Below are 24,913 nucleotides of genomic sequence, written 5' to 3'. Positions count from 1 at the left end.
TCCATGCAGTTTTCGAGCAGCAAGATCCTGGTCGTCGATGATGACCCCATTCAGCGCCGCCTGTTGCAGGAGGCGGTGCGCAAGTTTGGCCATCACCCGAGAACAGCTGAGGATGGCGCGGAGGCCTTGAAGATCATGACGGGTCCCGAAGGATCCGAAATTGACCTGATCATCCTCGACATGGTTATGCCGGAAGTCGACGGCATCGGTGTGTTGACCCAGCTTCGCCAACACCGGATCACGACCCCTGTCATTGTCCAGACAGCCCATGGCGGTATCGAAACTGTTGTTTCGGCAATGAATGCAGGTGCGCAGGATTTTGTCGTAAAGCCCGTTGCGCCCGAACGCCTCAATGTCTCGATCCGCAATCTCCTGAAGACCTCCGCTCTGGAGGACGAGATTGTCCGGTTTCGCAAGAAAGCGTCGGGTACGCTGACCTTTGCAGACATCATCACCCATTCTCCGGCGATGGAGCGGGTGATAGATCTCGGCAAACGCGCCGCGTCTTCCAATATTCCGATCCTGATCGAGGGTGAAAGCGGGGTCGGCAAGGAGCTGATCGCCAGCGCCATACAGGGAGCCGGAGACCGCAAATCAAAGCCGTTGGTAACCGTAAATTGCGGGGCGATTCCTGAAAATCTGGTCGAATCCATTTTGTTCGGACATGAAAAAGGGGCCTTTACCGGCGCAGCCGACAAACACATCGGAAAGTTTCAGGAGGCGCATGGCGGAACCCTTTTCCTCGATGAGGTTGGCGAACTGCCTCAGGATGCTCAGGTCAAGCTGCTGCGGGCACTACAGGAGAACGAAATTGACCCAATCGGTGCCAAACGCCCGATCAAGGTCGATTTCCGTCTGATTTCGGCCACCAACAGACGCCTGATCGATCAGGTCAAGGAAGGCAAGTTCCGCGAGGACCTTTACTACCGGCTGAACGTCTTTCCGATCTGGATCCCCCCCTTGCGCGACCGCAGGGAAGATATCCCGGCCCTCGCACGCCACTTTCTTGCACGCTTTGCAGCCGAAGAAGGCAAGCCGCAAGTTGCCAGCATCACACCGGAAACCGTCGGAATGCTGCAAAGTTACCATTGGCCGGGAAACATCCGGCAACTGGAGAACGCGGTATTCCGGGCTGTGGTGCTGTGCGACGGGGCACAACTGGCGCCGGACGATTTTCCGCAAGTGGCTGCGGCAACCGGACAGACACCGGACAAGCACTCCGTCCGTGCACCAAATCCGTTAACGCCGAAGGAAGACAATCAGCCCAACCACGAGCCCGGTGTTGTCAGAGACGGAAATGCGCCAGAGAACGCGGTATCAACAGCGTTTGAACAAGGTGTCCCCTTTGGTTTCATGCGAAACCTCGATGCGGAAGGTCATGTCCGTAAACTCGTTGATGTCGAAGAGGAACTGATCCGCGCCGCCATCGAACACTATTCGGGCCGCATGACAGAGGTTGCAAAGCGCCTCGGGATAGGCCGGTCAACACTTTACAGGAAGCTCAAGGAATACGGTCTTGACGAGGAAGGCGGCAGCGGCGCGGCGGCATGATTTGGCTCAATGCCGAGAAATTTGACAATTGTTAGGCAAATTTTGACGAAGATTCTGACTCTGAGGTAATCTCGTTGCAATTCTGCCACGATTTCAAAGCAAACGAAAACAAGGTAAAGAGTTCTTAACCTCCAACCGGATAGTCTTGGGGTCCTGCTGGGGAGCATGGGGTTGGCTTGGGGCCATCTTGAATTATGGCGAGACAGATTATTGCGTAAACGGTCAGTTGGATACGGTGCCGTCAACGGACTGCATCGGCTTGTAGTCCTGACACTTTTGTGCGGGATCATGTCTGTCGCCTGGAGCCTCGCGGCCAAGGCCGAGACGCGCACCCTCAAGCTCTACAACACCCATACGAAGGAACGGGTCAGCGTAACCTTCAAGAAAAACGGCCGCTACATTCCCTCCGGTTTGCGGGAAGCGAACCGCTTCCTGCGCGACTGGCGGCGCAACGAAATCACCAAGATCGACCCGGAACTCCTCGACCTTGTCTGGGAGGTTTATCAGGAAGTTCGCGCCAAGGACTATATCTACGTCGTCTCCAGCTATCGCTCACCTGCGACAAACAACATGCTGCGCAAACGCTCCAGCGGTGTTGCAAAGAAAAGCCAGCACACGTTCGGCAGGGCGATGGACTTTTACATCCCCGGCGTCAACCTGGCCAAACTGAGGGCTGCCGGGCTGCGAAAGCATGTTGGTGGTGTCGGCTATTATCCGCGCTCCGGCTCGCCTTTCGTGCATATGGATACAGGGAGTGTCCGTCACTGGCCGCGCATGTCACGCTCCCAGCTTGCCAAGGTGTTTCCCGACGGCAAGACAATCCATGTCCCGACTGACGGAAAACCGCTCAAGCGTTACCAGCAGGCACTTGCCGAGGTTAAAAGCGGCAAAAACAGATCGTCCAAGCCGACGCTCGTTGCATCGTCCAACAGAGCCAACCGCACGACAGACCAATCCTTGCGCAATGCCAGCGAGCCAATCAGGCCGAACAGCAGGGATGCTGATGATGACGAGGGCGGCGGCAACTTTCTGGCCAGCCTGTTCGGGTCCCGTGACGAAGGAAGCGAACGCAGCCGGGTTGCTGCAGTCCGTCCGAACAATCAGCGCGTTGCAGCCGGTTCGCTGGCAACCGCCAGCGCGTCCCCGGTCATTGAAAACCCGCCGGTTCCAACGTTCAAGGCAACTGTCATGACGGACACACCGGATGAAACACCGGCAAGCGCCAGCGACCAGGCGCCGGTGGTTGTTGCCAGTGCGGCACCGGCCTTCAAACCGTCCCGCTTTGCAGACCCTGAAATCCCGGCGCAGCAACAAAAGGCACTGGAAGCACAGTTGGTGGCTCTCGCGCAGGACGAACCTGCGGAAGAGGCAAGCGGATCGACCCCGGCACCTGCGGGAAGGCTTGATCAGGCTGTTTCCGTTCCCGGCTACAAGCCCTCACGGCAATTGCTGACGGCATCGCTTCAGGCTGCAGCTGACAATGCACAGGCAGGAAGAAAAATACCCGTACCGTCACCTGCGCCGCTCACCGACCCGGTTGCCGCCATTGCAGCCGCCACGGGTGCTGCACCGAAACAAAAAGCCCTGCCAGCTGGCGCAACACTCGCATACGCCTCACCGGCGAGTATTCCGGCCGAGTTGAATGCACGCCAGACGCTGGAAAGAGTTCCCGCAATGGCCAAAAGCCCGGCGGCACCACTAAACCCCGCTGGACCGGCCGAGGCGTCCGTATCGGGCAGTATCCCGATGGCAGAAATCAAGGATCCGCTCGCAGGCTTCGCATCGCTTCCGGACAAATCAGAAAGCAAGTTCTTGTCCGCCAATGCAACCACACGCAATCAGCTGTTTGCGTCGCTACAGCATCCGGACCAACGGTCGCTTCAGGGGTTCATTCTGCCGTCCAACCGCTTCCTCGAAGGCGGCTTCGAGCGCCGGCCGAACCCGGAGCTTAGGACTGACCGGTTCGAAGGCCCAGCCGTGGTTCTCCTGCCGGTCACGTTCGCAAGATAACACCACCCGGCCGAAGCGGGTTTCCACAAACAAAAAGAGCGGCCGACGGCCGCTCTTTGATCAACTGCTGACGCAGCTTGTTTATCCGTCTGCCGGCATCGCCCCGGCCATTCCAAGCGCCTGCAAATACAGGTCCAGAACAGCCTCCTCTTCCTCACGCTCATGCGGCTGCTTCTTGCGCAGCGACACGACCTTGCGAAGGATCTTGACGTCGAAACCGTTGCCCTTGGCTTCGGCGTAGACATCCTTGATGTCGTCCGAGATCACCTTCTTTTCTTCTTCCAGACGCTCAATGCGCTCCACGAATGCACGCAGCTGATCGCCAGCCACTCCACCTGGATCCGACATAAATGCTTTGCTCCTGATCTGATTGTTATTCTGTCAGTTCAAACTTCAAGGTAGCCCCCGCACCTGACCGCAGCCTTGAGGAACCGAAAGACGCATGGCCTGCCAGAACAAAAGGGGACGGTCAAGACGGGAAACCTCAATGTTGCGGCTTATTCGCTTCGAAAGCCTGCTTCTGTGACTCGGTCGCCTCGGTCTGGTATTTTTCCTTCCACTCGGCATAAGGCATGCCGTAGACGATTTCCCGCGCTTCCGCCTTGTCCATGGAGATCCCCTGACCCTCGGCGGCCTCCTGATACCAGTTGGACAAGCAATTGCGGCAGAAGCCGGCCAAGTTCATCATGTCGATATTCTGAACATCCGTCCGCTCGCGCAGATGCTTCAAGAGACGCCGGAAAGCGGCAGCTTCCAGTTCTGTTGTGGTTGCGTCGTCCATACTCAATCCCTCATGCTTCAAGGCGTTTGAATGGTCTCTCACATGTCGCTTCGTGACGTGTGATGTTGAAAACGGCGGCACTCGTCCCGTCCCGCCAAATCCTCAAGAATCGGCTGGAGGATATCAGCCCATTTCTCGACACCGGCCTGATCACTGATCTCGTCCTGCCGCACCTCGAGCAAGGCATTGGCCAAACCGCGCCGGGTCGCGTGCCGGTACATGGTGTCGTTTTTCAGCGCGCCATCATAAGGTTCGTTATCCGCGCTCACCAGAGCTTCATGACCCGCCAGACCACTCAGGAACGGCCTGACAGCGCGGTCATCCGCATCCCACAATACCGTGGCGTGCCAGGGCCTTGGGACGCCACGCCAGACGGGTGTGAAGCTGTGGATCGAGACGATGACCGGAGGGGCGGCCACAGAAAGCATCTGATTGATCGTCTCGTCAATCAGGGAATGGTATGGCCGGTGAAACCGCTCGATCCGGCGGGCGCGCTCCTCGGGCGAAATCCAGGCATTGCCCGGCACGACCGCGCCATCGGACAGCCGCATCACCAGGGTCGGATCATCCTCGCCACGGTTCGGGTCAATCAGAAGCCGGGAATAGGTTGTCAGAAGCGCCGGAGCATTCAGGCGCCTGGACAGCAGTTCAGTCAAGGCCCGAGCGCCGATATCGTAGCCGATATGGCGTTCCAGCTGGCCCGCGGGCAAGCCAAGTTGATCGTATTCTAAAGGGATGTCGTTGCGCGCATGGTCGCACAACAACAAAAGGCCGCGTTCCAGATCTCCGGCAAACATCTCCGTCGGGACGAAGCCGGTACCGGTATTCCGCTCTTGTTCAGTCATTCGATTATTGTCATAGCAATTGGATTGGCGCTTGGCGCGGGAGCCCAGATGTACGTCATGAGCGTTCTTGTTCCAAGCCTTCTGCGGCCCGCATTTTCGAAAGCCCTTTCATGAATAATCCCACGCCCCGTTCCGCGACACGTACAAGCGTGGCAAATCCGATGCTGTTGCCGATTGCCGCGCTGGTGACGGGAGCGATTGCCATGGGGATATCTCCAGTCTTTGTGCGGCTTGCCGAAGTGGGCCCGTTTACGAGTGCTTTTTGGCGCGTGTTTGCTGCCCTGCCGTTTCTTTGGGTCTGGGCCAGTCTGGAAACCGGTTCCAAGCCCCTTCGCGATGGCTGGAGCCCCTCCGTCGTCCTGGCCGGGGCCTTTTTCGCAGGTGATCTGTTTTTCTGGCATCTGGCGATATTCAATACCTCAATCGCAAATGCCACATTCCTGGCCACCATGGCACCTGTGTGGGTTCTGCTGGGTTCGGGGATAATCCTGAAAGAGCGGGTCACCCATGCGATGTGGCTGGGTCTTGCCTTCTGCCTTGCGGGCGCCGGCGCGCTCGTGGGAAGCAACCTGAGCCTCGGCCCGGGCAAACTGACCGGCGACTTCTATGGGCTTGTCACGTCGCTTTTTCTGGGCGCCTACATCATGGCGACCCGGCGGGGCCGTGCCGGGATCGGCCCCGGCGGTCTGATGTTCCGATCCGCGGTCGTCACCGCGACACTGCTACTTCTGGCCGCACTGAGCCTGGAAAACCGGTTCCTGCCCGAAACCCTTCAAGGTGTTCTTGCACTTGCCGGGTTGGCGCTGCTCGCACATGCCGCAGGCCAAGGCCTTCTGGCCTATTCCCTGGGTCATTTGACAGCAGGCTTTTCCGCTCTCGTCATATTTCTGGAAGCTGTGGTGGCCGCGGCCTTTGCCTGGGCAGCTCTCGGAGAGGCCCTTACGATTTTGCAGACAATCGGCGGGCTGCTCATATTGGGCGGAATATGGATCGCCCGGCCCGTGTCACCACCTGACCGGGTAGGCCTGCCCTGCACCACCCCGAAAGCAGAGGCTGTTGACCCCGATAACCCAAAACGGCCATGATGACGCCTCATTTATGCTGGCAATCACACTAAGGTTTCGATTACGCATTTGCGGTCCCGGATCCGTATCGAAATGGCCAATCTGTCAACGACTTTCGTTAGGTACACGTTGACAATAATTAATCCTGGCAGCAAAAAGCTATTGTCCCAAAAGCCGCGAGACGAACGACAGCTAATGTACGAGGATTGCGAACAATACCCAGGCACTGTTCGATCGGCTCCGCGCACGGTGGTTCATGCAATTGCACTCGGTGTCCTGACCCTGTTGTTTTTTGTGGCAGCTGGCGATGAAGCCAAGGCAGACCTGAGACTTTGCAACAAGACCGAAAGTCAGGTTGGCGTTGCCATCGGATACAAGGACAAGTCCGACTGGGTCACTGAGGGCTGGTGGAATTTGCAGGCCAATACCTGTGAAACACTGGTACCGGGTGCGTTGGTGTCACGTTACTATTACATCTACGCAGTTGATTACGACCAATTCGGCGAGTGGGGCGGCCGCGCGTTCATGTGCACGCGGCAACGCGAATTCACCATCCGCGGGATTGAGGACTGCGTTGCTCGTGGCTTCGAGCGGACGGGATTTTTTGAAATAGACACGGGCGAACAAAGCAGCTGGACTGTCCAGCTAACAGAACCCGTGCAACAAGGGACTGGTGGGCGATGAGGCGAAACCGAAGAGTCAAGATTCTGGCAACTCTCGGCCCCTCCTCCTCAGAACAAGAGATCATTGAAAACCTGTTTCGTGCCGGCGCTGATGTATTTCGCATCAACATGAGCCACACGGACCATGATCGCTTGAAGATGCTGGTTAAACGCATCCGTTCTGTCGAGGAAGTGGTCGGACGGCCGATTAGCATTCTGGCCGATCTGCAGGGACCCAAACTACGGGTCGGCACATTCAAGGACGGACCTGTTCAACTTGAGAACGGCGCCCGTTTCACGCTGGATGCGGACAAGGCACCCGGAGACATCAATCGGGTCTATCTTCCTCATCCGGAAATTCTGCAGGCTCTGGAAGCGGGCCATCGTCTGCTGCTTGACGACGGCAAGATCCAGCTCAAGGTCATAGAGGCAAATTCTTCAAAAGCCCTTACCGAAGTCATTGTCGGCGGCAAGCTGTCCGACCGGAAGGGTGTGAGCGTTCCCGACACCGAAATCGCAACAAGTGCGATGACCGAGAAAGATCACAAGGATCTGCTCGCGGCCCTTGATGAAGACGTCGACTGGATTGCCCTGTCCTTCGTCCAACGTCCGGACGATATCGCGGAAGTCCGCAAGATAACGCGCGGACGTGCTGGCGTGCTGGCAAAAATCGAAAAGCCGCAAGCCATCGGGCGCCTCGACGAGATCATTGAACTCTCCGACGCCATCATGGTCGCCCGGGGCGATCTTGGCGTGGAACTTCCCCTCGAAAAGGTTCCCGGGCTTCAGAAGCAGATCACCCGCGCGGCGCGCCGGGCCGGAAAGCCGGTCGTGATCGCGACCCAAATGCTGGAATCGATGATTTCCGCCCCTGTGCCGACGCGTGCCGAAGTATCGGACGTGGCAACAGCCGTGTTCGAAGGTGCGGACGCGGTGATGCTGTCGGCTGAATCGGCTGCCGGCCAATATCCGGTCGAAGCGGTCGAGACGATGGACCGGATTGCCCAGCAGGTCGAACAGGACCCGAACTACCAGACCATCATCCACGCTCAACGCACGGAACCGGAAGCAACCGGTGCCGACGCCATTTCTGCTGCGGCACGGCAAATCGCCGACACCCTCAATCTGGCTGCCGTTGTCTGTTACACAACATCCGGTGCAACCGGATTGCGTGCCGCACGCGAGCGCCCCTCCTCTCCGGTCATCGTTTTGTCGCCGGTCATGTCGACAGCCCGCCGCCTTGGGCTTGGCTGGGGCCTTCACTGCGTCGTCAGCGAGGATGCTGCCAATGAGGATGCAATGGTCAGCCGTGCCTGCCGGATTTCGCACACGGAAGGCTTTGCCCGTCCCGGTCAGCGGATCATCGTGACGGCCGGTGTGCCGTTCGGAACGCCAGGCTCGACCAACATGTTGCGCATTGCCTTTGTCGGCAGCGACGGGCAAGGCGGCGTCTAGCGTTTCAATCGATTGAAGACGGTTTAAGAGGCGGGGAGCAATCTCCGCCTTTTCTATATGACCTGATGCTCTTCAGCACGCACTTCGGTCTGCTGTTCGAGTTTGCCGGCCAGACCGGAAATCAAGTGCGCGACCTGCGCCGCATGCGTGTGATGGGGCATGTGACCAGCGCCTTCGAGGACATGAAGCTCCGCGTCACGCAGGTCGCGTTTCAGGCCCTCGCTGTGAATGCTCGGCCAAACCACCGCGTCCTTGTCACCGGTTACAATCACTGCAGGCTGTTTCATGGCCGGGTATTGTACTGACTGCTCAATCAGATGTGGCTTCAAGCGAGCAACATCGACCGCATTGGCACGAAACGAGGCGGGCCGAAAAAGAAGCGGCAAGGCCGCCGCAGATACATAATCGCGGGGTGCCGGGTCGGGCTTGAACACGTTCCCAATGGCCGGAGAGGTCAACCGTTCCGCCGCGGGAAGGGCCAAGGTCCGGCAAAACACGGCACCAATGACCGGCCAGGATGCAAGGTTATAGTACCAGTTTACTCCACCGGGCCATGGATGGGTGGCAGGTGCCACGAATACCAGCCCCTTGACCACATCCGGCCGCAACAACCCGAGTGCTGCAGCCGTCGCTGCTCCGAGAGAGTGCCCCACAACAATCGCGTTTGTGATCGCCAGTTCATCCAGAAGGGCGGCGATCCGCATCGCCTGCGCTTTTGGAGAAGCATCCGCTCTCAATTGGCGTTCCGAGTACCCGAGACCGGGGCGGTCAATGAAAAGCCTGGGAAACCGAGCTTCCAGCTTCCCGTCAAAAGCCAATTTCTGATCATGAAGATTACCGCTCGCCCCATGCAGAAAAACCAGAACCGGCAGCGTTCCGCCGCCGCCATCAAGCCCCTCTGCCACAAAATGAAGACGGCTCCCGGGACGCCCGCTTGAAAACCGACCCGATGGCGGGAAACGGGCCGCTATACGACGGCAACGAATAACCGTGTATATGAAAAGGCCACCAAGGAGTGCCAACAGAAGTACCGGAATGAACATAGCCGCAAGCTGAACAGGTGTTTCAGTCATTCAGGGAACAATAAGAAAAGGGAGCTGGATCAAATCGGCTCGCCCTGTTCCTCAAGCTCGAGTTCCTCAACCGCAGTCCTGGCGTTTTCCAGTCCCGGATGAATTTTGAGAGCTTGCCGGAACGAGTCCAGCGCACGATCCTCGACGCCTAACCGTCGTTGTATGATGGCCAGACCGGACAAGGCTCCCCAATGGCGCGGCTCCAGCGCCAGAGTGCGTTCAATATCGGCAAGTGAGCTTCCATAGTCCTGGCGCATGTAAAACACGGTCGCCCGGCGGTTCCAACCTTCCGCAAAATCCGGTTTGAGGGTCACGATCACATCCAGCAGGTCGAGGGCCAGCCCGTGATCATCCGCCTGCATGGCCTTGCTTGCGCGCTGCATCAACACGTCAACCGTGTCGCTGCCGCTCTTGAGCCAGATTTTCTGGATTTCGTTGGCAATCGCCTCGGTGGTTTGCGGGTCCCCGGAAATGGCCAGCTGCTCAAACAAGGCATCAAGCACTTCGAGATCCCGGCTGCCGTCCGCAACGGTTCCGGCACCTTCTTCAATCTCAAGCTCGGGCAACGTGTCCAGATCGTCAACCGACGGAAGCTCGGACTCCGGGCCAAGGTCGGGTGTCGGCTGCGCTTGCGCGGCCAGCGCGCTCACAAAAACAAACAGGATAAACACAGAAAACCGCATACATGCCAGTATGGAGGCTTGTATGCGGTCGTCAATGTCAAAAACGGAAAAACCGGCCGCGCCGACGGGGCGCAAGGGATTACCCCTGACGAGCCTTGAAGCGCGGGTTCTTCTTGTTGATGATGTATACGCGGCCCTTACGGCGAACCATGCGGTTGTCGCGGTGGCGGGTCATCAACGCTTTGAGCGAGTTCTTGATCTTCATTGCACTGTTTCCCTGAAAGGGCCTGTTTCGTCTAAACCTGAAACGAGCGCCGAAGCGCTCGCACGTGATGATGGCTATCCCGAAAACAGCAGCACAAGAACCTTTGCGCTATTTTACCGGTCACCACCGCGCGCCTCTCAGAGACCTAAAAAGCGCAAAAATGGTGGGCGTGACAGGGATTGAACCTGTGACCCCTTCGATGTCAACGAAGTGCTCTCCCGCTGAGCTACACGCCCGAATTCCTCGGTATCACCGCGCCGCAGCGCCGTGGTGGGGAGCGATATAACGGGGTTCGGTATGGTGTGCAAGTCCCCATTTTCAATTCTGCCGTATAAAATTCACAAGTCCGGCAGAACTTTCCACAGGCGGGATCAAGCCGCCAGCATGCGGTCCACTTCCTTCACCAGATCCTTCAAATGAAACGGCTTTGACAGCACTTTCGCGTCCTTGGGAGCTTCCGATTCCGGATTGAGCGCAACGGCGGCAAAGCCGGTGATGAACATGACTTTCAAATCCGGGTCCAACTGGGTCGCCCTGCGCGCCAGTTCGATGCCATCCATCTCGGGCATGACGATATCGGTCAAAAGGAGCGAGAATGGTTCTTCCTGCAAACGCTCATACGCGCTTCGGCCATTGTCGTAGGAAACGACGTCATGTCCGGCATTTTCCAGCGCCTTGGCCAGAAACCTGCGCATGTCGTTATCGTCTTCCGCCAGAAGGATTCGTGGCATGTCACGCAACCATTTGCTTCGAATTGTGAAAGTTCGGCAATGTGGGGATCCCCGCTGGATCTTTGCCGGTTATAGTCTGAATCCTAAGTAAAGATAGGGTGAATTCAGCCATCCAGGTCCTCGCTCTGCTTTTTGTGGACTGGCCGGGAAATTCTTGGCACCATGGTGCCATATCAAAAGAGGGCATGTCTTGGCAGAAAACCAGATTGATGAGCTCCACTCCGACCGGCCCGGCGAAACCGCGCGTGCCGATTTTAACGGCCAACCCGCTTTCGAGATCCTTTCCCCAGCAGACCAGCACCTGCCTTTCGTATTCAACTCCCCCCATTCAGGCAGGCAATATACTGACGCTTTCCTTGAAGCCTCGCGCCTGGATGAGGTCTCCATCCGGCGTTCGGAAGACGCATATGTCGATGATCTGTTTCGATCCGTGGTCGAAATAGGTGCCCCGCTCCTATGCGCGCATTTCCCCCGGGCCTATCTTGATGTCAATCGCGAGCCCTACGAACTCGATCCGAAAATGTTCGACGGGCGGCTGCCATCCTATGCCAACATCCGCTCTATCCGTGTTGCCGGCGGCTTGGGGACTGTCGCGCGGGTGGTTGGCGAGAACCAGGAAATATACAAGCACCGCTTACCGGTCGCCGAGGCGTTGAACCGTGTGGAAGACATCTACAAGCCCTATCACTCGGCGCTGCGGCGGCTGCTCGCACAGACACATGTCACGTTCGGCCACGCGGTCCTGATCGATTGTCACTCCATGCCCTCCTCGGTGAAATGCCAGTCTTCGAATACCCGGCCCGATTTCGTGCTCGGTGACCGGTACGGCACGAGCTGTTCCGAAGACCTGACGAATTTCGCCGCCGGGCTGCTGCAGGATCTCGGGTACAGGGTCAGCCGCAATAAACCCTATGCTGGCGGATTTATAACGGAGCACTATGGCCGGCCTGCACGGGGGCTGCACGCGCTCCAGATCGAAATCAACCGGGGTCTTTACATGAACGAGGCGACACAGCGCCCGCACTCGGGCTTTTTGGAACTCTCCAAAAACCTTCGAGCCTTTGTCATGGAGCTGACCACCACAACGGACTCCGATTTCGTCACCGAAGCGATCGCCGCCGAATAAACCGAATAAATTGTGGAACCAAAAAAAAGGCCGCACTCAAAAGAGGCGGCCGGAGTCTAGGGAGGAAACGCCCAAGGAGGGCGGCGCAGCCAGGACACATATCCTTTCGCGCTGCAACAAATTCGCACCGCAGCGCACAAACGTCAAGTCTGAGCATTAATTTAACCTGCATGAATTATTTGCAATCTGCCTTTTTGTTATACAAATCGCGTCAATTTTCCGGATAGTCATTGCTGAAGGACGCAATTCTCGTACAAGAAGCGCCGAAAGTATTCCAAAGCTCGGTCAGCCATTCAAAAAAGAAATGTCAGATATGCAGAAAGAACATAGCTTACCAGAGTTTCTTGTCCGGCTTGCCGATGCGTCTTCGAAAGCAATCATGCCGCATTTTCGCTCGGGCTTCGCGGTCGAGAACAAACTGGACTCTGGTTTCGACCCGGTCACAGTTGCAGATCGCAACGGCGAAACCGCCATCCGGACGCTTATCAACGAGGTTTATCCCGGTCACGGTATTCTTGGCGAGGAACACGGCTCCGAGAACCTCGATGCCGAGTATGTCTGGGTGCTGGACCCGATCGACGGCACCCGGGCGTTTATCACCGGCTTGCCCACATGGGGCACACTCGTCGGTCTCAAGAAAGACGGAAAGCCGCATTTGGGCATGATGGCACAGCCCTATGTCGGCGAGCGCTACTTCGGCGACACACAACGCGCATGGTACGAGGGCCCCATTGGTAGCCGGGAGCTCGGCACACGTCCATGTGACGACCTGAAGGACGCCGTAATGTGCACGACGTCTCCGGATCTCTTCACAAACACCGAACGGCCCAGGTACAATGCCGTGGAATCTAAGGTCAAATTGGCCCGGTACGGGACGGACTGCTACGGCTACTGCATGGTAGCAGCGGGTCAAATGGATCTTGTGATCGAATCCGGCCTGCAACCCTATGACATTGTAGCCTTGGTCCCGATCGTTGAAGGGGCTGGTGGCGTTGTCACCACCTGGACAGGTGGCAATCCCGCTGATGGTGGACAAATCCTTGCCAGCGGCGATCCGCGCTTGCATGACAAGGTTCTGACAATGCTTGCATCAGCCGCCTTGTGAACCGCCTGATGCCTTCAATTCCGCTTCCATCTCTACGCCCGGGATGAACGCATCGAAGGCTGCGAAGAACTGCTCGCGAAAGCGGTCTTGCTCCATCAGGATTTCATGCTCAGAACCGGCAATCTCGAGATAGCCGGCATTTTTCGTGCGCGAACACAGCTCTTCGGTCGCCGATGTGGAAACGATCCGGTCGTGGCCGGCCGTAATAACAAGGCAGGGCAACACAACCGATGGCCCGAATTGACGCGCTTTAAAAGAGCGGATCGTTTTTGCAGCCGCATGCAACCATCCGATTGTCGGGGCCCCGATACCCAGCTCAGGGTGCGCTTCTAGAACACCGTTAAAACGCCGAAACCGGACCGGGTCCGAGGTTTGCTTGTTCTCGTCATATGGAACAAGTACGTTTGAATTGCCTCCAGGAACGAAAAAACGCCCAAGACCAGCCCAATACAGACACCGGGCCATAAAAAACGCCAGCCTCTCAGAAACGGTCAAGGCACTGTCCAAGCCTTCCGGTGTCCTGGCTCGCCCCAAGAGCCCAAGGCTGATCCACTTTACGACCATTCTTGCCGACCGGTGCAAACCTACGACAATTCCAAAATCGGGCAATCCGGTAAGCGGCGCGCAAATCACCGCCCGATCAAGCAGTGTGCGCAACCGCTGCGTATCCGACAGCAAAACCGCCCCACCGGTGGAATGCGCCAGCGCATAGTGCGGCCCCGCATACTCTGCCAGAGACACGTCCCTCAAAATGGTACGAAGATCTTCGCGGTACTTTGCAAAATCCGGCACATGCCCTTTCCAGCGGTTCTTCAACAACCGATCGGAACCACCCTGCCCGCGCCAATCAAACGCCACCACGGCGAAACCACGTGCCCGCAGGTCTGAAACCATCTCGAAATACTTTTCGATGAACTCTGCGCGGCCCTGAAGCAAGGTCACTGTGCCCTTGCGTCTGCCACCCAAAGCCGGCCAATGCGCAAACCGCAGCGAGACGCCATCCGGGGTCTTCACAAGACCGGACGTCGCCCCGGGAGGAACCGGATTATCGGGATGGTGAACCAGGCTCATGCGTAATCGGACCGCTATCCACTATTGCTTTCGATAAATAACGGCCCTTGTCCGGCATCACAACACCAAAGCACGCCGCATGATTGCGAGCCTGCTTCACTTACCTCACCAATGACGCCTCTTTCCAACCGGACGCATCCGCAGGATTTCAGCGTTGTGGGCATCGACCACCATCCTCACGGGATGACCGCGCCAGCCACGCGCACGAACGATGTAGACACTTCGTTTACGGTCCAGGATTTCGATTTTCCGGAAACCCCGGTGGCGGAGACTGCGGCGAACCTGCCGGGGCTTCAAGCGCTCATAGTGCCAGCCCGGCCCGGCATACCAGCCACGCTCACCTCCACGCCGGTAGTCAACATCCATGATGGCTTGCTGTTGTTTGGCACCCCGAATGCCTTGCACATCCGCCTGAGCCGGACCGGACATCAGGAGTGCAAGCGCTACAAGACCTGCTGCAACCGAACCCGAAAACACCGATTTTGAACAGTTCATCATTCTTCTCCCCTGCAACGGCCGGCCAACCTGCCAGCGATGCTCAGGAAGATGGCATCCGGCCTTTGAACGGGACCGGAAAGACTTGTTCATGTGCGGTTCACGTTCCCGGACCACACCTGTCAAAAAACCTCTTGAAAGAAAAAACGGGCACACCCATCTGTAGTTTGCGGATGCCAGACGGGTCTGCGCCACTCGATCTCCCGCCGTGGACTAGGGGGAGCTTCGGGAACCTAACGCTTAAACCTTGTTGCTCAAAGAAGAGGACAATCAAAATGCGTCATTTCGACTTTACCCCACTCTATCGCTCGACCGTTGGATTTGACCGGCTGTTTTCCATGCTTGATTCAGCTGGATCGGATACTCCGAGCTATCCTCCCTACAATATCGAACGCACAGGCGAAAACGCCTATCGCATCACGATGGCTGTTGCCGGTTTCGGTGACAAGGACTTAACTGTCGAGGCCAAGGAACACGTTCTCACCGTCAAGGGTGAAAAAGCTGAAGACGATGATGGCCGCGAAGTCCTGTACCGCGGAATCGCGTCCCGGACTTTCGAACGCCGGTTCCAGCTTGCCGAACATGTGCGTGTGGACGGCGCCAATCTCGAAAACGGCCTCTTGCACATTGACCTTGTGCGCGAGCTTCCCGAAGCGATGAAGCCCCGCAAGATCGAAATCGGCTCAGGCGCTCAGAAACAGATCGAGACCAAGGCTCATTAAAGGCCTGTAGGCAAAGATACACATGAGTTGGCGCCCGAAAATTCGGGCGCCTTTTTGCTGGCGAGTACCGCAAACCTGCAACTATCCGGATTTGTCTTCGGAAAGAACGCCAAGAAAGGCATCTATTTCGGCATCGGTGGTGGCGAAACTGGTGACCATCCGCAGACAGGTCTCATCAGCAGCAGGCTTTTGCTCTTCCGGCAAATCATCGGCTGGCCATTCGTAGAGCTGCGCGCCGGCGGCTTGAAGAGCCGAAAACCGGCTTTTGTCTAAAATGGGAAACACTTCATTGGCCTCGACCGGCCAGGCCGTGCGCCCTCCAGCAGAACGTATTCCGGCTGCAAGACGGGTCGCCATCGCATTGGCATGACGGGCGGTTTCCAGCCAGTGATCCTCTGAAAAATACCCGTCGAATTGTGCCGCGATGAACCGGCTCTTGGAAAACAGATGACCGGCGCGCTTGCGGAAATACTCAAATCCGCGTGCCGCGTGAAGATCAAAGAAGACGACAGCCTCCGCGCACCAGCAGCCGTTTTTCGTTGCCCCGAAGGACAACACGTCCACACCGGATTTCCAGGTCATGTCCGCAGGCGACGTGTTCAGGGAGACGAGCGCATTGGCAAACCGCGCACCATCCATGTGAAGAGGCACATCGCGCTCTCGCGCCACCTCCTTCAGGTTTGCGATCTCGTCTAGAGTGTAGACAGTTCCCGATTCCGTTGCCTGTGTGATCGAAATTCCTGCAACCTGCCCATGATGGACGACACCATCTGGGAAGGCCGCCATGGCCTTGCGCAAATCGTCCGCCGCTATCTTGCCGTTTTGCCCCGGAACAGACACCAGCTTGCTACCGCCGGACATGAACTCCGGACAATTGCATTCATCGACCTGAATGTGGGCGTTGCGATGGCAAAAGACCGCACCGCCGGGCCTGGCGTAGGCCGCGAGTGCCAATGCATTCGCGACCGATCCGGTGCCAATAAAAAACACCGCCACGTCCCGTTCGAAGATCTCGCTGAAACGATCCGTTACGGACCGGGTGAGCCGGTCCGCACCGTAGGCCGGGGCAGCACCGTTGTTATGCCGGGCCAGAGCATCCATGACAGGCTGCGTGGCGCCGAACCAATTATCGCTTGCAAAGTTCATGGCCCGGTTTTTCGCAGCATTGCCGCAGAGCCACAAGCCGGTTTTTGCGCTCAGACGCCGCGCGGCCCTTTGCGATAGAAATGCCCCAGCAAGGCGTCGACCGAAATCACACCCGGGCCTTTCAGCATCGGTACCAGCAGCACAAAGCACCACAGCAGCCGGTCATCCGAAATGATGCTGTAGGGATCGCCATCAAAGAAGGCTCCGATGGTCTTGGCATCGACCCCATGTCCGGTGATGTCGACATATGTCATCACACAAATAAAGACGATCATACCGAGGCTGGCCGCCCGGGTGAACAGACCCACCACCACGAGGATCGGCAGAACCAACTCACCCCAGGTCCCAAGAAGCACAATCAAGCCATACGGAAAAAATGCGATCTGGCTCGTATCATAGCTGACCTGTTCCATGAGTTGCGGGAACATTTGCGCATATGCCCCCGTGCTTGGGGCCAAAAAGCCAAAAAAACCCGCTCCGATTTTTGTCAGAGCCGAGTTCCAGAAAAAAACGAGAAGGATCGACGCAAAGACCAACCTTGCAGCCAATCCCAGAAACCAGCCGCTCGTCAAACGTTCAAGGCCACCGAAAATTCCCCAATAGAGCCGAATAAGAAAATTGATCAAGGCAGACATAAAGCACTCCCACTTCCACTCGACAATTTATTAGCCGTCCCGATCCGGAAGGCGAAAACCTGTCAGCGCTTCCGACCCTAGAACACTCTGAAACGACTGCTCAAGGTTGAATTCTTTCACATTCTGCTCCGCATGGATTGCGGAATTCTGCAGAGTCTGACCTGATGCTAGCGCATCCCAGAACGCAGCCCCCCCAGGCGGCAACAAGGACAGCTGGACATCAACATCCGGCCGGGACACCAAAACGGCTTCCGCGCAGGACAGATCTATCTCCGGCGGCGCGTCCCGCTCGAAGCGGTTGGCCCTCAGCAAGGACAAGACCGGCCACCGGGAGGCCAGGCAAGCGGCCGCCGGATGGCGCTCAAAAGTCAAATGACCAATGTCACCGGGATCAATTTCCGCAAGGCGCATCGGGTTCAGCACCGCCCGGTCTTCAGCGTGATAGGCTTCCACCCAGAGCCACTCCAGCCGCGCGACATCTGCAAGATACGGATAGTCCGCCAGCGGCGGAAACGCCTCCACGAACCCGGGAAATGCCGCACCGTACCACATCAGCACCGGCGATTCGGGCGGGTGCCGGGCAATGAAAGCCTTGGCGAGTGCCCGGAAATACTCTTCCCCGAGAAGTTCCATGATAGCCGGGAAAGTCTGGGACAGAGCGTCAATCAGGCTCACCAGAACATTGTTGCGGTAAACGTTAAACCGTTTGGGAGCCGGCTTGCCACCGGGACCGATAACGCCTTCCGGCATATGTCTTTCAGGGTCGAGCAAAGCTGCGGCGAAATCGGATTGATCCATATGCAGTCGCGGGTCAGCCGGCATTGTGCAGCACCTGACGCCTGGACGTTTCAAGGACAGTCTCGGCCCGCCGGACTTCTTTAAAGAGCACAGGCCATGACGGGACATCATTGTCCCACTCGATCAATGTCGGCGTTGCACCGAGGTTCGCAACCACGTCCTGATAGAGTTTCCAGACTGCCTCGTCGACCTCGCGGTCATGGGCATCAATCAGTAGCGGCCGACCCTCATCATCCACATCGGGTGCATGGCCGCCCAAATGAATTTCGCAGACCGCGTAAAGAGGGAACTCAGCCAGATAGTCTTCCGCAGAACCTTGATGATTGACGCAAGAGACGTGCACATTGTTCACGTCCAGAAGCAAGCCGCAGCCTGTCCGGGTCACGATTTCGCGCAAAAAGGCAAGTTCACTCATGTCGCTTTGGCGGAATGCGGCATATGTCGAAGGGTTCTCGAGCAGCATCCGACGCCCGACCGCCTCCTGAACCGCGTCGATGTGATCACAGACCCGGAGCAGCGTTTTGCGATTGTAGGCAACCGGCAGCAAGTCGTTCAGATACACCGTGTCATGGGTTGACCATGCAAGATGTTCTGAAAACAGACCCGGTTCATATCGGCGGTTGAGCTCCCGGAGCCGGGCAAGATGTGCCTTGTCGAGCGGTCCGTCTCCGCCGATGGACAGCCCGACACCATGCAGGGACAGGGGATATTCCGACCGGATCGCTTCCAGTTGGCGATGCGGCAGGCCTCCGGCTCCCATGTAGTTTTCCGCATGCACTTCGAAAAACCCGATATCCGCACGGGTTTCCAGAATTTCCGGCACATGTTCAGGCTTTAAGCCCGCACCAGCCCGGCAGGGAACCGGACTTGCAATGCGCGTGCGGGTGTTCAATTGAGAAATCTGGGTCATAGCACGGCCCAACCGTAGCCCGTGTTCAGTCTATTGATCGGGAACCGGTGCACCGGGCCTCATGGCCCGGCTCACTGATTACACTGTCATGCGGGAACACATGAACAGGCTGTGTGATCAGGCTTCCGGCAGGTCGCGGTTCAGTTCGGTCAGGGAACCCTTGCGGTCTCCCGGCAATGCCATGGCCGTGCAAGTGCCTTTAGGAACAAGTGTCCAAGCATTGCCCTGATAATCGACCGTGGACGTGCCAGCGCATGTCGTTCCCGCACCAGCCTTGCAGTCATTCTGGCCTTTCAGGGAGACGCCATAGCATTTTTCCTTGGCTTGCGCGTTTGCTGCTGTTGAAGCTGTCAAACCGGCAACAGCCGTTGCCACAGCACCGGCAACAATGGCGGCGGACATAGCCTTATGCTTCATTTTTTCCACTCCTCTACCTTGGATAAGTTCCTATATTCGACTTGGTGGCGTGACGCTTTCGGGCGCCGGACCACATTCCGAAAATGATCAGTTGGAAGTTCAATGTGAAATCAAACGCATGTGACCAAAACGCGAGGCCCGGTTGACCTCAACGTCACACGTGAAAGATTGTTGCAAAACGTAAGGTCAAACGAACCATAAAGACCGATTGTCACTCTCCGGATGAAACATTTATAATTCGCCGGTGGATAATCGCTCTTGCCCATGGTTTCCAAATCTGGCATGGTCGCGCCACTCGGAATAGGACAGGATCACTGTCCCTTTACCGCCCGGACAACAAGAACAGATCACGGGTGGCGAGAACAGTGAAACGGGGCAGCCAGGGAGGATCTTGAACGGCAGCCTTGGGGAGGCAGCGGTATCCGGCCGGATTACCTGCTGCGGCAACAAAGCGGATCACCGGTTTGGACAGATCCGCTGAAAACTTCGACAGAGCCGAGGCTTGAGGCCAGGGTCGTCGCACGAGCCGCATCTCTGACGAGATGCGACCCGAACGCAACCCGACCGCCCAAACCGAGGCAATCAGTGGGAACTATGAGGGCGCTTATGAATATGACAGAGCTGACGACCAGCACCGCATTGCAGGCCGGGGCATTGAATACGGACAAAACGGCCGTATTGCCGACAGCTCTTGCCAAACGACGTAACGCTGCCACTGAAAACGGGCTCTATAACCCGTCCAAGGAACATGATGCCTGCGGCGTCGGCTTTATTGCGCACATGAAGGGCGAGAAGTCTCATCGTGTTGTTGCCGACGGCCTGCAAATCCTTGAAAACCTTACCCACCGGGGCGCTGTTGGAGCCGACCCGCTGATGGGCGATGGTGCGGGGATGCTGGTACAAATCCCCCACGACTTCTTTGCCGGTCAGCTGTCCCAACAAGGCGTAACGCTGCCGGAATCCGGGCACTACGGGGTCGGGTTCCTGTTCCTGCCCCAGTCCGGCGACCTGCGGGCCAAGTGCCTCGAGATTGTCGAACGTGTGATTTCCCAGGAAAACCAGTCGCTGATCGGATGGCGCGACGTACCGGTCGACAATTCGAGCCTGTCGAAAGCCCCGGACATCGCTGCCACCGAACCGGTTTCCAAACAGGTCTTTATCAAGAGGGCCGAGACTGAAGATCAGGACGCGTTCGAACGCCGCCTCTATGTGCTGCGCAAGGTGATTTCGAACACTGTTCGCGCCGAAACCGATGCCGTCGACCATGGCTTTTATATCGTTTCGATGTCGAGCCGCACCATTGTGTACAAGGGCATGTTCCTCGCCTATCAGCTCGGTGCCTATTATAATGACCTGAAAGACGAGCTGTTCACCTCGGCACTTGCCCTGGTACACCAGCGGTTCTCCACCAACACATTCCCGTCCTGGGACCTGTCGCACCCCTATCGTATGGTCGCGCATAATGGCGAGATCAACACGCTGCGTGGCAATGTAAACTGGATGGCAGCGCGTCAGGCGTCGGTGTCCTCGGCGCTGATCGGAGACGATATCTCCAAGCTTTGGCCGATTTCCTATGAAGGACAGTCCGATACGGCCTGTTTCGACAATGCGCTGGAATTCCTCACCATGGGCGGTTACTCGCTGGCCCATGCGGCGATGATGCTGATCCCGGAAGCCTGGGCCGGCAACCCGCTGATGGATGACAACCGCCGCGCCTTCTACGAGTATCATGCAGCCCTGATGGAGCCGTGGGACGGCCCTGCCGCCGTGGCCTTTACCGATGGCCGCCAGATCGGCGCAACGCTCGACCGCAACGGTCTGCGCCCCGCGCGTTATATCGTGACCGACGAAGGCTACGTGATCATGTCTTCGGAAGTCGGCGTCTTGCCGGTCAAGGAAGAACAGATCGTCCAGAAGTGGCGTCTGCAGCCGGGCCGCATGCTGCTGATCGACATGGAAGAGGGCCGCATCGTTTCCGATGACGAGATCAAGCGCCAGCTGTCGACGGCAAACCCTTACAAGGACTGGCTGCACCGTTCGCAGATCGTGCTTGAGGACATGCCGGCGGTGCGCGGCCGTGCGCCGGTTGCAGGCGAGGCCCTGCTCGACCGCCAGCAGGCCTTTGGCTACACGCAGGAAGACATCAAGCTCCTGATGCAGCCGATGGCCACCATCGGTCAGGAAGCCATCGGATCGATGGGAACAGACACCCCGATCTCCGCGCTCTCCGACAAGTCGAAGCTGCTTTACACCTATTTCAAGCAGAACTTCGCACAGGTGACCAACCCGCCGATCGATCCGATCCGCGAGGAACTGGTCATGAGCCTCGTGTCCTTCATCGGACCACGGCCGAACCTGTTTGACCTGAAGGGGCTTTCGACACGCAAGCGTCTCGAGGTCCGTCAGCCGATCCTGACCAATGATGATCTGGAAAAGATCCGGGCAATCGGCGACATCGCAGACAACCAGTTCTCGGCCAAGACGCTCGACATCACCTATTCCGCTGATCGCGGTGCGGATGGCATGGAATCCGCGCTTGCTGAATTGTCTGCCAAGGCGGAAAAGGCTGTTCTGGACGGATACAACATCATCATCCTGTCCGACCGGCTGATCAACCGGACCCGGATTGCGATCCCCGCACTTCTGGCAACGGCTGCGGTTCACCATCACCTGATCCGCAAGGGGCTCAGGACATCGGTTGGTCTTGTCGTTGAAACCGGGGAAGCACGCGAAGTTCATCACTTCTGTGTGCTGGCAGGCTACGGTGCCGAAGCGATCAACCCCTATCTCGCCTTCGAAACCCTGATGTCGCTCCATGAGGAAATGGACTTCCCCGAGCAGGTCGTAGCCGAAGAAGTGGTCGCCCGCTACATCAAGTCGATCGACAAGGGGATCCTGAAGGTCATGTCCAAGATGGGCATCTCGACCTACCAGTCCTATTGCGGCGCACAGATCTTCGATGCGGTGGGTCTGTCGACCGAATTCGTCAACCAGTACTTCTTCGGCACCGGCACCCAGATCGAGGGAATCGGGCTTGAAGAAGTGTCCCTCGAAACGGTTGAGCGTCACCGGGCCGCTTTCGGAGATGCAGCGATCCTGCGCCGCTCGCTCGACATTGGTGGCGACTATGCTTACCGGATCCGGGGCGAAAGCCACATGTGGACCCCGGACTCCATCGCCGTGCTTCAGCATGCTGTCCGCTCCAAGCTGCCCGATACCTATCGCGAGTTTTCCAAACTCGTGAACGAGGAAAGTGGCCGCTATGCGATCCGGGGCATGTTCCGGCTGAAAAGCGCGGAAGAACTTGGCCGCGCGCCAATTGATCTTTCCGAGGTTGAGCCCGCCGAAGACATCGTCAAGCGCTTTGTCACCGGGGCCATGTCGTTCGGATCCATCTCGCGCGAGGCCCATACCACGCTGGCGATTGCCATGAACCGGATCGGCGGCAAGTCCAACACCGGTGAAGGCGGCGAGGAACTGGAGCGGTTCAATCCGCTGCCGGATGGCTCCTCGAACCCGGCCCGCTCCTCGATCAAGCAGGTGGCTTCGGGCCGGTTCGGCGTGACGACCGAATACCTTGTCAATTCCGACATGATCCAGATCAAGGTCGCCCAGGGTGCCAAGCCCGGCGAGGGCGGTCAGCTGCCCGGCCACAAGGTCGATGCGGTGATTGCCAAGGTTCGTCACTCGACACCAGGCGTCGGCCTGATCTCGCCGCCACCGCACCATGACATCTATTCGATCGAGGATCTGGCACAGCTGATCTACGACCTGAAGAACGTCAATCCGGCAGCCGATATTTCGGTCAAGCTCGTCTCCGAAATCGGCGTCGGCACCGTTGCGGCCGGCGTTGCCAAGGCACGTGCGGATCACATCACCGTTTCCGGCTATGACGGCGGCACAGGCGCTTCGCCGCTGACCTCGATCAAGCATGCTGGCAGCCCTTGGGAAATCGGCCTGGCCGAAACCCAGCAGACACTGGTCTTGAACGGCTTGCGTTCCCGCGTGGCGCTTCAGGTCGATGGTGGTCTGCGCACGGGCCGCGACGTTCTGGTCGGCGCGCTTCTGGGGGCGGACGAGTTCGGCTTCTCCACGGCGCCGCTGATTGCCGCAGGCTGCCTGATGATGCGCAAATGCCATCTCAACACCTGCCCGGTCGGCATCGCGACCCAGGATCCGGTCCTGCGCAAGCGCTTCAAGGGTACTCCGGAGCATGTGGTCAACTACTTCTTCTTTGTGGCCGAAGAGCTGCGCGAACTGATGGCCGCACTCGGGGTTTCCAGGCTCGACGAGATCATCGGCCGCTCCGAGTTCCTCGACAAGAACGCGGCGATTGCCCACTGGAAGGCGAAGGGTCTCGACTTCTCCCGGATCTTCTTCAAGCCGGATGCAAATCCGGAAGAAATCCGCTGGACCGAACGCCAGCAACACCCGATTGACGATATCCTCGACAGGCGTCTGATCGCGGCGGCGGCTCCTGCTCTGGATCACAAGGAACCGACCGTGATCGAAGAAACGATCTGTTCCGTGGATCGCTCGGTCGGTGCCATGCTGTCGGGAGAGATCGCCAAGCGCTACGGCCAAAAGGCTCTTCCGATTGACACTCTGACAATCAATCTCAAGGGAACAGCCGGTCAGGCCTTCGGTGCGTTTGTCGGCAGAGGGGTGACCTTCAACCTGCAGGGCGATGCCAATGACTATGTCGGCAAGGGCCTGTCAGGCGGGCGGCTGATCGTGCGGCCTCCTGAAAACGCCCGGATCGTTCCCGAAAATTCGATCATCGTCGGAAACACGGTTCTGTACGGCGCGACGGAAGGCGAATGCTACTTCCGCGGTGTTGCCGGCGAGCGGTTCGCGGTTCGAAACTCCGGAGCAATGGCGGTTGTCGAAGGCGTTGGCGATCATGGCTGCGAATACATGACCGGCGGCGTGGTTGTCGTGATCGGCCAGACCGGCCGGAACTTCGCCGCAGGCATGTCGGGCGGCATCGCTTATGTTCTGGACGAAGACGGCAGTTTTGGCAGCCGATGCAACCTTGCCATGGTCGACCTTGAACCCGTCAGTGAGGAAGATGATCTCCTTGAGGAGCTTCATCACCATGGCGGCGACATTGAACACAAGGGCCGGGTTGACGTGTCGGCGGACATGACCAGACATGACGATGAACGCTTGCGCAGGTTGCTGTCCAACCATGTCAAACTGACGAGCTCCACGCGCGCTCAGGAGATCCTGGACAATTGGGCAAGTTACCGGCCGAAATTTGTCAAGGTGATGCCGCTTGAATACAGGCGGGCCTTGCGCGAAATGGAAGAGCAGCGCCTTGGCATGGTCGCGGCCGAGTAACTCAGAAACGACGACAGCACGCACGGCTCTCCGGCGCCCGCCGCCGGATTGCAGCCGACCTGAGGATTAAGAATTGAGGAGGTTA

At 57.9% G+C, this 24,913-nt stretch carries 23 protein-coding genes and 1 tRNA gene; 9 read left to right on the top strand and 15 right to left on the bottom strand.

Annotated elements, in window-relative coordinates; all coding sequences use genetic code 11:
- The first annotated feature begins 3 nt into the window (after window positions 1-3).
- A complete protein-coding gene (locus tag E1297_RS29430; protein ID WP_155144542.1) occupies window positions 4-1,551 on the top strand; it encodes a sigma-54 dependent transcriptional regulator in 1,548 nt (515 codons plus the stop codon).
- A gap of 288 nt (window positions 1,552-1,839) precedes the next feature.
- A complete protein-coding gene (locus E1297_RS29425; RefSeq protein ID WP_155144580.1) occupies window positions 1,840-3,561 on the top strand; it encodes a DUF882 domain-containing protein in 1,722 nt (573 codons plus the stop codon).
- 81 nt (window positions 3,562-3,642) lie between these two features.
- Here the strand turns inward: E1297_RS29425 and E1297_RS29420 are convergent, their stop codons facing one another.
- From E1297_RS29420 to E1297_RS29410, 3 genes are all read right to left on the bottom strand, one after another.
- The gene (locus tag E1297_RS29420) at window positions 3,643-3,909 is read right to left on the bottom strand and encodes a DUF2312 domain-containing protein (protein WP_155144539.1); all 267 of its coding nucleotides are present in this window, start codon (window positions 3,907-3,909) and stop codon (window positions 3,643-3,645) included.
- A 136-nt stretch (window positions 3,910-4,045) separates the two neighbouring features.
- Complete coding sequence (locus tag E1297_RS29415) at window positions 4,046-4,342, bottom strand: DUF1244 domain-containing protein (RefSeq protein ID WP_155144537.1); 297 nt, start codon at window positions 4,340-4,342, stop codon at window positions 4,046-4,048.
- A gap of 38 nt (window positions 4,343-4,380) precedes the next feature.
- Window positions 4,381-5,187 (bottom strand): N-formylglutamate amidohydrolase, encoded by an 807-nt coding sequence (locus E1297_RS29410; protein WP_155144536.1) that lies wholly within the window; start codon window positions 5,185-5,187, stop codon window positions 4,381-4,383.
- A gap of 110 nt (window positions 5,188-5,297) precedes the next feature.
- On the opposite strand from E1297_RS29410, the gene E1297_RS29405 reads away from it, so the two are divergent.
- From E1297_RS29405 to pyk, 3 genes are all read left to right on the top strand, one after another.
- On the top strand, window positions 5,298-6,272 hold the full coding sequence (locus E1297_RS29405; RefSeq protein ID WP_244327932.1) for a DMT family transporter: 975 nt from the start codon (window positions 5,298-5,300) through the stop codon (window positions 6,270-6,272).
- Between the two features lie 174 nt (window positions 6,273-6,446).
- Window positions 6,447-6,935 (top strand): DUF1036 domain-containing protein, encoded by a 489-nt coding sequence (locus E1297_RS29400; RefSeq protein ID WP_209016064.1) that lies wholly within the window; start codon window positions 6,447-6,449, stop codon window positions 6,933-6,935.
- Entirely contained in the window at window positions 6,932-8,368 is a 1,437-nt protein-coding gene (pyk, locus tag E1297_RS29395) for a pyruvate kinase (protein WP_155144534.1), read from the top strand. The genes E1297_RS29400 and pyk overlap by 4 nt, the downstream gene beginning before the upstream one ends.
- A 53-nt stretch (window positions 8,369-8,421) precedes the next feature.
- On the opposite strand, the gene E1297_RS29390 is transcribed toward pyk, so the two are convergent.
- The 5 genes from E1297_RS29390 to cpdR all read right to left on the bottom strand — a co-directional run bounded on the left by E1297_RS29390 (window position 8,422) and on the right by cpdR (window position 11,060).
- Window positions 8,422-9,441, bottom strand: a complete 1,020-nt coding sequence (locus E1297_RS29390) for an alpha/beta fold hydrolase (RefSeq protein ID WP_209016063.1) — start codon at window positions 9,439-9,441, stop codon at window positions 8,422-8,424.
- A 29-nt stretch (window positions 9,442-9,470) separates the two neighbouring features.
- Window positions 9,471-10,199, bottom strand: a complete 729-nt coding sequence (locus E1297_RS29385; protein WP_209016062.1) for a hypothetical protein — start codon at window positions 10,197-10,199, stop codon at window positions 9,471-9,473.
- A 4-nt stretch (window positions 10,200-10,203) separates the two neighbouring features.
- Window positions 10,204-10,329, bottom strand: coding sequence for a type B 50S ribosomal protein L36 (ykgO, locus tag E1297_RS29380; protein WP_006932207.1), 126 nt, complete (start codon window positions 10,327-10,329; stop codon window positions 10,204-10,206).
- A 161-nt stretch (window positions 10,330-10,490) separates the two neighbouring features.
- Window positions 10,491-10,565 (bottom strand) — tRNA-Val (locus E1297_RS29375).
- A gap of 135 nt (window positions 10,566-10,700) precedes the next feature.
- Complete coding sequence (gene cpdR, locus E1297_RS29370; protein ID WP_155144532.1) at window positions 10,701-11,060, bottom strand: cell cycle two-component system response regulator CpdR; 360 nt, start codon at window positions 11,058-11,060, stop codon at window positions 10,701-10,703.
- 277 nt (window positions 11,061-11,337) lie between these two features.
- Between cpdR and E1297_RS29365 the strand changes: the two genes are divergently transcribed.
- On the top strand, window positions 11,338-12,186 hold the full coding sequence (locus E1297_RS29365; protein ID WP_368669729.1) for an N-formylglutamate amidohydrolase: 849 nt from the start codon (window positions 11,338-11,340) through the stop codon (window positions 12,184-12,186).
- Window positions 12,187-12,499: 313 nt separating this feature from the next.
- Window positions 12,500-13,291 (top strand): histidinol-phosphatase, encoded by a 792-nt coding sequence (gene hisN / locus E1297_RS29360; RefSeq protein ID WP_155144529.1) that lies wholly within the window; start codon window positions 12,500-12,502, stop codon window positions 13,289-13,291.
- On the opposite strand, the gene E1297_RS29355 is transcribed toward hisN, so the two are convergent.
- Together E1297_RS29355 and E1297_RS29350 are read right to left on the bottom strand one after the other, a co-directional pair.
- Entirely contained in the window at window positions 13,277-14,362 is a 1,086-nt protein-coding gene (locus tag E1297_RS29355) for an alpha/beta fold hydrolase (RefSeq protein WP_155144527.1), read from the bottom strand. The genes hisN and E1297_RS29355 overlap by 15 nt on opposite strands.
- A gap of 105 nt (window positions 14,363-14,467) precedes the next feature.
- Entirely contained in the window at window positions 14,468-14,857 is a 390-nt protein-coding gene (locus E1297_RS29350) for a hypothetical protein (protein ID WP_196223437.1), read from the bottom strand.
- Between the two features lie 275 nt (window positions 14,858-15,132).
- On the opposite strand from E1297_RS29350, the gene E1297_RS29345 reads away from it, so the two are divergent.
- A complete protein-coding gene (locus tag E1297_RS29345) occupies window positions 15,133-15,579 on the top strand; it encodes an Hsp20 family protein (protein WP_155144524.1) in 447 nt (148 codons plus the stop codon).
- A gap of 81 nt (window positions 15,580-15,660) precedes the next feature.
- Here E1297_RS29345 and E1297_RS29340 read toward each other — a convergent pair whose 3' ends face one another.
- From E1297_RS29340 to E1297_RS29320, 5 genes are all read right to left on the bottom strand, one after another.
- Complete coding sequence (locus tag E1297_RS29340; protein ID WP_155144522.1) at window positions 15,661-16,725, bottom strand: low specificity L-threonine aldolase; 1,065 nt, start codon at window positions 16,723-16,725, stop codon at window positions 15,661-15,663.
- A gap of 50 nt (window positions 16,726-16,775) precedes the next feature.
- On the bottom strand, window positions 16,776-17,360 hold the full coding sequence (locus E1297_RS29335) for a DoxX family protein (protein WP_155144520.1): 585 nt from the start codon (window positions 17,358-17,360) through the stop codon (window positions 16,776-16,778).
- A gap of 30 nt (window positions 17,361-17,390) precedes the next feature.
- The gene (locus tag E1297_RS29330) at window positions 17,391-18,182 is read right to left on the bottom strand and encodes a DUF2063 domain-containing protein (RefSeq protein ID WP_196223436.1); all 792 of its coding nucleotides are present in this window, start codon (window positions 18,180-18,182) and stop codon (window positions 17,391-17,393) included.
- On the bottom strand, window positions 18,172-19,068 hold the full coding sequence (locus tag E1297_RS29325) for a DUF692 domain-containing protein (RefSeq protein ID WP_155144516.1): 897 nt from the start codon (window positions 19,066-19,068) through the stop codon (window positions 18,172-18,174). The genes E1297_RS29330 and E1297_RS29325 overlap by 11 nt, the downstream gene beginning before the upstream one ends.
- 117 nt (window positions 19,069-19,185) lie before the next feature.
- Window positions 19,186-19,485, bottom strand: coding sequence for a DUF2282 domain-containing protein (locus E1297_RS29320; protein ID WP_155144514.1), 300 nt, complete (start codon window positions 19,483-19,485; stop codon window positions 19,186-19,188).
- 606 nt (window positions 19,486-20,091) lie between these two features.
- Between E1297_RS29320 and gltB the strand changes: the two genes are divergently transcribed.
- Entirely contained in the window at window positions 20,092-24,828 is a 4,737-nt protein-coding gene (gene gltB, locus E1297_RS29315; protein WP_155144512.1) for a glutamate synthase large subunit, read from the top strand.
- Window positions 24,829-24,913 lie beyond the last annotated feature (85 nt).

Source organism: Roseibium sp. RKSG952 (genome assembly GCF_009711355.1).
This window is presented reverse-complemented; position numbering and strand designations above follow the sequence as displayed.

Excerpts from the sequence above, each read along its gene's own strand:
- E1297_RS29430 (WP_155144542.1), top strand. The coding sequence starts at position 4 with ATGCAGTTTTCGAGCAGCAAGATCCTGGTCGTCGATGATGACCCCATT.
- E1297_RS29425 (WP_155144580.1), top strand. The coding sequence starts at position 1,840 with ATGTCTGTCGCCTGGAGCCTCGCGGCCAAGGCCGAGACGCGCACCCTC.
- E1297_RS29420 (WP_155144539.1), bottom strand. The coding sequence starts at position 3,909 with ATGTCGGATCCAGGTGGAGTGGCTGGCGATCAGCTGCGTGCATTCGTG.
- E1297_RS29415 (WP_155144537.1), bottom strand. The coding sequence starts at position 4,342 with ATGGACGACGCAACCACAACAGAACTGGAAGCTGCCGCTTTCCGGCGT.
- E1297_RS29410 (WP_155144536.1), bottom strand. The coding sequence starts at position 5,187 with ATGACTGAACAAGAGCGGAATACCGGTACCGGCTTCGTCCCGACGGAG.
- E1297_RS29405 (WP_244327932.1), top strand. The coding sequence starts at position 5,298 with ATGAATAATCCCACGCCCCGTTCCGCGACACGTACAAGCGTGGCAAAT.
- E1297_RS29400 (WP_209016064.1), top strand. The coding sequence starts at position 6,447 with ATGTACGAGGATTGCGAACAATACCCAGGCACTGTTCGATCGGCTCCG.
- pyk (WP_155144534.1), top strand. The coding sequence starts at position 6,932 with ATGAGGCGAAACCGAAGAGTCAAGATTCTGGCAACTCTCGGCCCCTCC.
- E1297_RS29390 (WP_209016063.1), bottom strand. The coding sequence starts at position 9,441 with ATGACTGAAACACCTGTTCAGCTTGCGGCTATGTTCATTCCGGTACTT.
- ykgO (WP_006932207.1), bottom strand. The coding sequence starts at position 10,329 with ATGAAGATCAAGAACTCGCTCAAAGCGTTGATGACCCGCCACCGCGAC.
- cpdR (WP_155144532.1), bottom strand. The coding sequence starts at position 11,060 with ATGCCACGAATCCTTCTGGCGGAAGACGATAACGACATGCGCAGGTTT.
- hisN (WP_155144529.1), top strand. The coding sequence starts at position 12,500 with ATGCAGAAAGAACATAGCTTACCAGAGTTTCTTGTCCGGCTTGCCGAT.
- E1297_RS29355 (WP_155144527.1), bottom strand. The coding sequence starts at position 14,362 with ATGAGCCTGGTTCACCATCCCGATAATCCGGTTCCTCCCGGGGCGACG.
- E1297_RS29350 (WP_196223437.1), bottom strand. The coding sequence starts at position 14,857 with ATGAACTGTTCAAAATCGGTGTTTTCGGGTTCGGTTGCAGCAGGTCTT.
- E1297_RS29345 (WP_155144524.1), top strand. The coding sequence starts at position 15,133 with ATGCGTCATTTCGACTTTACCCCACTCTATCGCTCGACCGTTGGATTT.
- E1297_RS29340 (WP_155144522.1), bottom strand. The coding sequence starts at position 16,725 with ATGAACTTTGCAAGCGATAATTGGTTCGGCGCCACGCAGCCTGTCATG.
- E1297_RS29335 (WP_155144520.1), bottom strand. The coding sequence starts at position 17,360 with ATGTCTGCCTTGATCAATTTTCTTATTCGGCTCTATTGGGGAATTTTC.
- E1297_RS29330 (WP_196223436.1), bottom strand. The coding sequence starts at position 18,182 with ATGCCGGCTGACCCGCGACTGCATATGGATCAATCCGATTTCGCCGCA.
- E1297_RS29325 (WP_155144516.1), bottom strand. The coding sequence starts at position 19,068 with ATGACCCAGATTTCTCAATTGAACACCCGCACGCGCATTGCAAGTCCG.
- E1297_RS29320 (WP_155144514.1), bottom strand. The coding sequence starts at position 19,485 with ATGAAGCATAAGGCTATGTCCGCCGCCATTGTTGCCGGTGCTGTGGCA.
- gltB (WP_155144512.1), top strand. The coding sequence starts at position 20,092 with ATGAATATGACAGAGCTGACGACCAGCACCGCATTGCAGGCCGGGGCA.